Source organism: Pseudoroseomonas cervicalis ATCC 49957 (genome assembly GCF_000164635.1).
In the GTDB taxonomy this organism is placed as follows: domain Bacteria; phylum Pseudomonadota; class Alphaproteobacteria; order Acetobacterales; family Acetobacteraceae; genus Pseudoroseomonas; species Pseudoroseomonas cervicalis.
Map to the genome: position 1 here is coordinate 11,197 of NZ_GG770784.1, position 8,016 is coordinate 19,212.

Genomic DNA, 8,016 nt, shown 5'->3' on the forward strand with positions numbered 1-8,016 from the left:
GCCGAGCACGCCCGCGCCCAGGAGGAGGCGACGGCCGCCCTGCGCGAGCGGCTGCACCGGCTGCGCGGCGGCGTCGAGGGCACGGTGCGCCTCTGCTGCGGCGATGGCTTCCTGCCGGGCCTGCTGGAGGAAGGGCTGGCCGGCTTCGCCGCCGCCCATCCCGGGCTGCGCTTCGTGCTGTCACATGGCGGCACCGACCGGGTGCTGGAGGCGGTGGCCGAGGGCGAGGTGGAGCTCGGCCTGGCCTACAACCCGCCGGCCCATCCCTCCCTCGTCAGCGCCGCCCGCGCCCGCCAGCCGCTGCTGGCCCTGCTGCCGGCCGGCATGGCCGCGCCGGCGGCGCCCGTGCCGCTCTCCGCGCTGACGGAAAAGCCCTGCGCGCTGCTCTTTCCCGGGCACGGCATCCGCCATTTGCTCTCCCGCGTCGAGGCCGATGGCGGCTTCCGCCTGACGCCCCGCCTGGAGACCGGCTCGGTCGAGGCGCTGCGCCGCTTCGTCCTGGCCGGCATGGGCATCACCTTCCTCCCTGGCTTCGCCGCCGGGCGCGACCTGGCCGAGGGGCGGCTGCACGCCCTGCCGCTGGCCGACCCGCTGCTGGCCGAAGCCAGCGCGCATCTGCTGCACCGCGCCGGCCGCCCCCTGCCGGCCGCCGCCGCCCTGCTGCTGGCGCATCTGGCGCGGCACCTCTCACCCTTCGCCGGAACGGCGGGATTCTGACGTCAGAATCCCGCCGCTTGCGGGCGGGGCGGGGCGACCGATATCATTGGATGATAGTCGGGAGCCGCCCATGCCCAGCAGCTACACCATCGGCCCGCATTTCGAGGCCTTCGTGCAGCGTCTCCTCGCCAGCGGCCGCTACAGCTCCGCCAGCGAGGTCATGCGCGACGGGCTGCGCCTGCTGGAAGAGCGCCAGCGCCAGCAGGACTCCCTCGAACACCTCCAGCGCGCCTGGCAGGAGGGCATCGCCAGCGGCGAGGCCGGGCCGCTCGATATCGAGGCGGTGAAGCAGGAAGCCCGCGCCCGGATGGCCATGCGCGGCCGCTGACGTGCTGCGCCAGACCGCCCGCGCCCGCGCCGACCTCATCGAGATCTGGACCCGTCTGGCGGAGCAAAACCCCGACGCGGCGGACCGGCTGCTCGACCGCATCGCCGCGCGGCTGGAGATCCTGAAGGACTTCCCCCACGCCGGCACCGCCCTGCCAGCCCTCGCCCCCGAGGCCCGCATGCTGGTGGAAGCCCCCTATCTCATCCTCTACCGCGCCGACGAGGAAGGCGTCCTGCTCGTCCGCGTGCTGCACGGCAAGCGCGAGATCGGCGCCGCCCTCTTCGCCGAAGGACTCGACAGGCCGGGGGAATGAATTCCCCCGGACCCCCATCTTCTTTCTGACAGGGCCGGCCGCCGCTGGCGGCCGGCGTTGCCACAACGGCAACGCCCCGTTCGGGAATTCCCGGCTTGTGGCAACGCACGCTGCGCGAGACCCTGCGGCAACACCAGGGAGACCGACCATGCAACTGCGCAGCATCGGCGTGGTGGGGCTGGGGCAGATGGGGCTCGGCATGGCCGCCAGCCTGCTGCGCGCCGGCTTCACCGTGCTCGGCCACGACATCAGCGACACCCGTCGCGCGCCCGCCGAGGCCGCCGGCATCGCCTTCACCGACCTCGCCACCCTGCTGCGCCAGGCCGACGCGCTCGTCTTCTCGCTGCCCTTCGCGCGGGATGTCGAGGCCGTGGCCACCGCCCCCGGCGGCCTGCTCGCCCGCAGCGACCGCAAGGTGGTGGTGATCGACACCTCCACCTCCGACCCCGGCACCACCCGCCGCCTCGCCGCCACCCTGGCCGCGGCGGGCCACGCGCTGCTCGACGCGCCGGTCAGCGGCGGCCCCTCCGGCGCCGCCGCCGGCAGCCTGACCATGATGATCGGCGGCGAGGCGGCCGATCTGGAAGCGGTGCGGCCCGTGCTGGACGCGCTCTCGGCCAAGGCGGTGCATGTCGGGCCGTCGGGCGCCGGCAACATCGCCAAGCTGGTGAACAACATGCTGGTGGCCGCCCACCTCGTCACCACCGGCGAGGCCATGCGCCTGGCCGAGGCCGCCGGCCTGCCCGCCGAGGCCGCGCTCGGCGTCGTCAACGCCGCCACGGGCCGCAGCGCCATCAGCGAGGTGATGATGCCGCGCTGGATCGTCCCGGGCAGCTTCGACAGCGGCTTCTCCGCCGGGCTGATGCGCAAGGATGTCACCCTCGCCATCGCGCTGGCCGCCGAGAGCGGCGTCGAGCTCCCCCTCTGCGCCCATGCCGCGCGGCTGTGGGAGGAGGCGCGCCCGCGCATCGCCGACACCGATGATTTCACCCGCATGGCCGATTACCGCCGGCCCGAGGACGCCGCATGACCACTCCCACGTTGCACGAGCTGATCGCCCGCCTGCTGCCCGGCGGGGCGGTCGGCAGCTGGGTCGGCGGCGAGATCCTGCCCGGCACCGGCGAGGCGCTGGAGCTGGTGAACCCCGCCACGGGCGAGGTTTTCCTCAGCTATGCCGATGCCGGCGCCCCGGTGGTGGAGGCCGCCATGCAGGCCGCCCGCGCCGGTCAGCGCGCCTGGCTGGCGCTGACCGCCTCCGCCCGCGGCCGCGCGATCTGGGCGGTGGGGCAGGCGGTGCGCGCCGCCGCCGAGGATCTCGCGGCGCTGGAGAGCCTCTCCGCCGGCAAGCCGATCCGCGACACGCGGGTCGAGGTCGCCAAGGTGGCGGAGATGTTCGAATACTATGCCGGCTGGGCCGACAAGCTGCATGGCGAGGTCATCCCGGTCCCCACCAGCCACCTGAACTACACCCGCCCCGAGCCCTATGGCACGGTGGTGCAGATCACCCCGTGGAACGCGCCCATCTTCACCGCCGGCTGGCAGATCGCGCCCGCCATCTGCGCCGGCAATGCGGTGGTGCTGAAGCCCTCCGAGCTGACGCCGCTGACCTCGCTGGCGCTGGGGGTGCTGGCCGAGCAGGCGGGGCTGCCGCGCGGCCTGGTCAATGTGCTGGCCGGGGCAGGGGCCACCACCGGCGCCGCCGCGGTGGGCGATGCCGAGACGCGGCTGGTGGTGTTCGTGGGCTCCGCCGCCACGGGGGCGGCGATCGCGGCGCAGGCGGCGCGCAACATCGTGCCCTGCATCCTGGAGCTGGGTGGCAAATCGGCCAATATCGTCTTCGACGATGCCGATCTGGACCGTGCGGTGCTGGGCGCGCAGGCCGCGATCTTCTCCGGCGCCGGGCAGAGCTGCGTGGCGGGGTCCCGCCTGCTGGTGCAGGAGGCGCTGCGCCCGCGCCTGCTGGAGCGCCTGGCCGAGGCCGCGCGCCGCATCCCGGTGGGCGCGCCGCAGGACCCGGCGACGCAGATCGGCCCGATCAACAACCGCCGGCAGTGGGAGCGCATCGACGGGCTGGTGCGGGCGGCGGTGGGGCAGGGCGCGGTGCTGGCCGCCGGCGGTGCCTGCCCTGAGGCGCTGCGCGGCACGGGCGGCTTCTACTACGCGCCCACCATTGTCGATGGCGTCGGGCCGCAGGCCGAGATCGCGCAGGAGGAGGTGTTCGGCCCGGTGGTGACGGCGCTCTCCTTCCGCGAGGAGGATGAGGCGATCGCGCTGGCCAACGCCACCCCTTATGGGCTGGCGGGGGCGGTGTGGACGCGCGATGTGGGCCGCGCGCATCGCGTGGCGGCGGCGGTGCGGGCCGGCACCTTCTGGATCAATGGCTACAAGACGATCAGCGTGATGTCGCCCTTTGGCGGGTTTGGCCGCAGCGGCTTCGGCCGTTCCTCCGGCCGCGAGGCGTTGCTGTCCTACACCCAGAGCAAGAGCGTCTGGGTGGAGACGGCGGCGAACCCGCCGAGCGGTTTCGGCTACAGCCCGGAGTGACGCCGGGCGCCAGCGGCGCCCGGCCCTGGCAGAAAGAAGAAGGGGGCCCGGGGGAATTCATTCCCCCGGACTTTTCTGCTTGTTCTTAGCGGCTCCGCTCCGCCTCATCCGCCAGCCGCAGCAGGTGCTGGCCATAGGCGGTCTTGGCGAAGAGCTTGCCGCGCTCGCGCAGCTGGTCCACGCCGATGAAGCCGTTCAGGAAGGCGATCTCCTCCAGCGAGGCGATCGGCAGGCCCTGGCGCTGCTGGATGGCGCGCACGAATTCGCCGGCATCGAGCAGCGAATCATGCGTGCCGGTGTCCAGCCAGGCATAGCCACGGCCGAGCTGTTCGACATGCAGCGCCCCGGCCTCGAGATAGGCGAGGTTGACGTCGGTGATCTCCAGCTCGCCGCGGGCCGAGGGCTTCACGGCGGCGGCGATGTCGAGCACGCGGTTGTCGTAGAAATAAAGCCCCGTCACCGCCCAGTTGGAGCGCGGCTGCTGCGGCTTCTCGACGATGGAGAGGGCGCGGTTGGCGGCGTCGAACTCGACCACGCCGTAGCGTTCCGGATCGTCGACGTGGTAGGCGAAGACCGTCGCGCCCTCGCGCCGCTCGCGGGCGCGGCGCATCAGCTCGGAGAGGCCGGCGCCGTAGAAGATGTTGTCGCCGAGGACGAGGGCGACGGGGTCCTGGCCCACGAAGTCGCGGCCGATGATGAAGGCCTGCGCCAGCCCTTCCGGCTTGGGCTGCACCGCGTAGGTGAAGGCGACGCCGAACTGGCTGCCATCGCCCAGCAGGCGCTGGTACATGTCGAGGAATTCGGGCGCGGTGATGATCAGGATCTCGCGGATGCCGGCCAGCATCAGCACCGAGATCGGGTAATACACCATCGGCTTGTCATAGACCGGCAGCAGCTGCTTGTTCACGGCGAGCGTCGCCGGATGCAGCCGCGTGCCGGACCCGCCGGCGAGCACGATGCCTTTCATCACTTGGTCTCCTGCGGCAGGGCGCCCGTTCTGGGCGTGCCGATCAGCGTGTCGAGCACGGCCTCCAGCGAGCGGCGCCAATCGGCCGCCTGGATGCCATGCAGCGTGGCGATGCGGCGGCAATCCAGGCGGCCATCGGCCGGGCGCTGCGCGCGGGTCGGGTAGTCGGCGGTGCCGATGGCCTTCAGGCGCGGCACCTTGTGGCCGCGCGCGGCGGCGCCGGCGAAGATCGCCTCGGCGAAGCCGTGCCAGCTGGTGTGCGGCGCGCCGGTCAGGTGGAACAGGCCGAAGCGGGGATCGCCGGCCGGCGCCTGGAGCAGATGCGGCGCCATGGCGCGCACCGCCTCGGCCAGATCGGCGGCGAAGGTGGGGGCGCCGAGCTGGTCGGCGACCACGCCGATCTCGTCGCGCGTCGCCGCCAGGCGCAGCATGGTCTTGACGAAGTTGTTGCCATCCGCCGAGCAGACCCAGGCGGTGCGCAGGATGACGCTGCGCGGATTGGCGGCCAGCACCGCCTCCTCGCCCTCGCGCTTGGAGCGGCCATAGACGCCGAGCGGGCTGGTGGGCGCGTCCTCGGCATAGGGCGCGCCGCCGGCACCGTCGAAGACGTAGTCGGTGGAGAAATGCACGAAGGGCGCGCCGACACCGGAAGCCGCCTCGGCCAGCCAGGCGGCGCCGTCGCGGTTGACGGCGAAGGCGAGGGCCGCGTCATCCTCGGCCTTGTCGACGGCCGTGTAGGCGGCGGCGTTGATCACCAGCTCCGGCCGCGCGGCGGCGATGGCGGCGGCGATGCTGTCGCGGCGGGTCAGGTCCAGGGCAGGGGGCTCGAGGGCGGTGACCTCATGGCCCTCGGGCGCGAAGGCGCGCAGCAGGGCCTGCGCCACCTGCCCCTCGCGCCCGGCGATCAGGATGCGCATCAGGAGGCGGCCTTGGCGGGGCTGGCCTGGTCGAGCAGCCCGATGCGCTCGCCGCCATAGACACGCTCGCGCAGCGGCTGCCACCACCACGCATTCTCCAGATACCAGGCGATGGTCTTCTCCAGCCCGGTCTCGAAGCTTTCCGACGGTTCCCAGCCCAGCTCGCGCTTCAGCTTGCTGGCGTCGATGGCGTAGCGCGCGTCATGGCCGGGCCGGTCGGCGACGAAGCTGACCAGGCGGCGCCGCGGGCCGGCGGGGTCCGGGCGCAGCCGGTCCAGCGTGTCGCAGATGGCGTGCACCACCTCGATGTTCTGCCGCTCCGAATTGCCGCCGACATTGTAGGTCTGGCCGACCTTGCCCTGGCGCAGCACGGTGATCAGCGCGCGCACATGGTCGTCGACGAAGAGCCAGTCGCGCACATTCTCGCCCTTGCCATAGACCGGCAGGGTCTTGCCCTCGAGCGCGTTGAGGATGGTGAGCGGGATCAGCTTCTCGGGGAAATGATAGGGCCCGTAATTGTTCGAGCAGTTGGTCATCAGCGTCGGCAGGCCATAGGTCTCGTGCCAGGCGGCGACCAGATGGTCCGAGCCCGCCTTGCTGGCCGAATAGGGCGAGCGCGGCGCATAGGGCGTGGTCTCGGTGAAGTAGCCGGTGGGGCCGAGCGAGCCGAACACCTCGTCGGTCGAGATGTGCAGGAAGCGGAAGGCCGCGCGCTTCTCCGCGTCCAGCGCGTTCCAGTAGGCGCGCGCCGCCTCCAGCAGGGTGAAGGTGCCGACGATGTTGGTGTGGATGAAGGGCGCGGCGCCGGCGATGGAGCGGTCCACATGGCTCTCGGCCGCCAGATGCATCACCGCATCGGGGCGGAACTCGGCGAAGGCCTGCGCCATGGCGGCGGCGTCGGCGATGTCGGCCTGCAGGAAGCCGAAGCCGGGCCTGCCCTCGCAATCGCGCAAGCTGCGGCGCTCGCCCGCATAGGTCAGCTTGTCGACGACCAGCACGGCCTCGACCTGCTCCTCCAGCACCAGGCGGCGCACCAGGGCCGAGCCGATGAAGCCGGCACCGCCGGTGACCAGGATCCGCATGGGTCTATTCCTCCAGAGCGCGGCGATCAGAAATAGGCCGGAAGCTCGGCGAGCTTCGGCTGGCGGGCATCCTTGTCGGACAGCACCGGCCCGCCCGGCGGCAGCGGCCAGGCGATGGCGAGGTCGGGATCGTCCCAGGCGACACCCTTGTCGCAGGCCGGGGCGTAGTAGCCGGTCACCTTGTAGGCGACCGCGCAATCCGGCTCGAGGGTGCAGAAGCCATGCGCGAAGCCCTCCGGCACGAAGAGCTGGTTGCCGGCCTCGGCGGTCAGCTCCACCGCGACATGCTGGCCATAGGTTGGCGAGGCGCGGCGGAGGTCGACCGCGACGTCGAGCACCCGGCCGCGCAGCACCCGCACCAGCTTGGCCTGCGGCTCCGGCGCGATCTGGAAATGCAGCCCGCGCAGCGTGCCCACCTGCGCCGAGGTCGAGAAATTGTCCTGCACGAACTCCGCCACGAGGCCGCAGGCGGCGAGGTCGCGGGCGCTCCAGCTCTCGGAGAAATACCCGCGCGCATCGCCGAAGCGGCGCGTGCCGATCATCGCCGGCCCCTCCAGGGTGAAGCGGTGCAGGGTGAAGTTGCGCGAGCTCTGTTCCGTGGTCAGTTGGCCCGCGCGGACGAGATCGGCCAGCGGGGAAGGCGAGGGTGCCACGTCGGGAAGCTCCTGGGGAAAATCGCGGGACCCGGCCGGGCGGGGCAGGGTCGGCAGGCAGGCAGGGATGGTTAAATAAGCGGATGCCGCCTTTTGTCGCAATCCAGGGCCGGGCAGATCGCCCGCCGTGCTGGCAAGGGATTGATCACGCTGCGGTGCCGCGGCCGGACGGGAATGGCCAAGCTTCCGCTTTCCCCACCTTGGCTTCCCCTGGCGCGGCGCGGCCCGGCCATGCCAGGATTCCGGCCCCGCCGGAGCCCCGCATGCCGCCATCCCGCCCGATCCCGCCGCACTCCGCCGGCCGCGCATGAGCGGCGTGGCCGAAGGCGGCTTCACCCGGCGGGAGACGCCGCAGGGGGTGGAGTTCACCATCCACCCCGCGCCGCCGGCGCGCGGTTTCCTGGCCGCGGCCCTGCTTCTGGCGCTGCTGTTCGGCCTGCCGGCGCTGGCGGTGCTGGCCGATCCGCGCCGGCATGACGCGGTGTCGCTGGCGGC

The 8,016-nt window shown here is 72.5% G+C and carries 10 protein-coding genes; 6 read left to right on the forward strand and 4 right to left on the reverse strand.

Annotated features, from left to right (window positions below; translation table 11 throughout):
- The 5 genes from HMPREF0731_RS18135 to HMPREF0731_RS18155 all read left to right on the forward strand — a co-directional run.
- The coding region (locus tag HMPREF0731_RS18135) for a LysR substrate-binding domain-containing protein (RefSeq protein WP_040613921.1) at positions 1 to 717 on the forward strand (717 nt) is incomplete at its 5' end.
- A 70-nt stretch (positions 718 to 787) separates the two neighbouring features.
- Positions 788 to 1,045: a type II toxin-antitoxin system ParD family antitoxin gene (locus HMPREF0731_RS18140; RefSeq protein ID WP_007005649.1), complete on the forward strand. Its 258-nt coding sequence runs from the start codon at positions 788 to 790 to the stop codon at positions 1,043 to 1,045.
- 1 nt (position 1,046) lies between these two features.
- Entirely contained in the window at positions 1,047 to 1,358 is a 312-nt protein-coding gene (locus HMPREF0731_RS18145) for a type II toxin-antitoxin system RelE/ParE family toxin (RefSeq protein WP_007005650.1), read from the forward strand.
- A gap of 148 nt (positions 1,359 to 1,506) precedes the next feature.
- Entirely contained in the window at positions 1,507 to 2,388 is an 882-nt protein-coding gene (locus tag HMPREF0731_RS18150) for an NAD(P)-dependent oxidoreductase (RefSeq protein ID WP_007005651.1), read from the forward strand.
- A complete protein-coding gene (locus HMPREF0731_RS18155) occupies positions 2,385 to 3,902 on the forward strand; it encodes an aldehyde dehydrogenase family protein (RefSeq protein WP_007005652.1) in 1,518 nt (505 codons plus the stop codon). The genes HMPREF0731_RS18150 and HMPREF0731_RS18155 overlap by 4 nt, the downstream gene beginning before the upstream one ends.
- Before the next feature lie 85 nt (positions 3,903 to 3,987).
- Here the strand turns inward: HMPREF0731_RS18155 and rfbA are convergent, their stop codons facing one another.
- Genes rfbA through rfbC form a run of 4 tightly spaced genes read right to left on the reverse strand, consistent with a single transcriptional unit; the run spans position 3,988 to position 7,521 of the window.
- The gene (gene rfbA / locus HMPREF0731_RS18160; RefSeq protein WP_040613923.1) at positions 3,988 to 4,869 is read right to left on the reverse strand and encodes a glucose-1-phosphate thymidylyltransferase RfbA; all 882 of its coding nucleotides are present in this window, start codon (positions 4,867 to 4,869) and stop codon (positions 3,988 to 3,990) included.
- Entirely contained in the window at positions 4,869 to 5,786 is a 918-nt protein-coding gene (gene rfbD, locus HMPREF0731_RS18165) for a dTDP-4-dehydrorhamnose reductase (protein WP_007005654.1), read from the reverse strand. Before rfbD ends, rfbA begins: the two co-directional genes overlap by 1 nt.
- Positions 5,786 to 6,868 carry a dTDP-glucose 4,6-dehydratase gene (rfbB, locus tag HMPREF0731_RS18170; RefSeq protein ID WP_007005655.1) on the reverse strand — a complete coding sequence of 361 codons (1,083 nt, stop codon included), beginning with the start codon at positions 6,866 to 6,868 and terminating at the stop codon, positions 5,786 to 5,788. The genes rfbD and rfbB overlap by 1 nt, the downstream gene beginning before the upstream one ends.
- Before the next feature lie 26 nt (positions 6,869 to 6,894).
- A complete protein-coding gene (gene rfbC, locus HMPREF0731_RS26240; protein ID WP_007005656.1) occupies positions 6,895 to 7,521 on the reverse strand; it encodes a dTDP-4-dehydrorhamnose 3,5-epimerase in 627 nt (208 codons plus the stop codon).
- Positions 7,522 to 7,828: 307 nt separating this feature from the next.
- Here rfbC and HMPREF0731_RS25755 point away from each other — a divergent pair.
- A partial coding sequence (locus HMPREF0731_RS25755) for a hypothetical protein (RefSeq protein WP_007005657.1) occupies positions 7,829 to 8,016 on the forward strand: 188 nt, incomplete at its 3' end.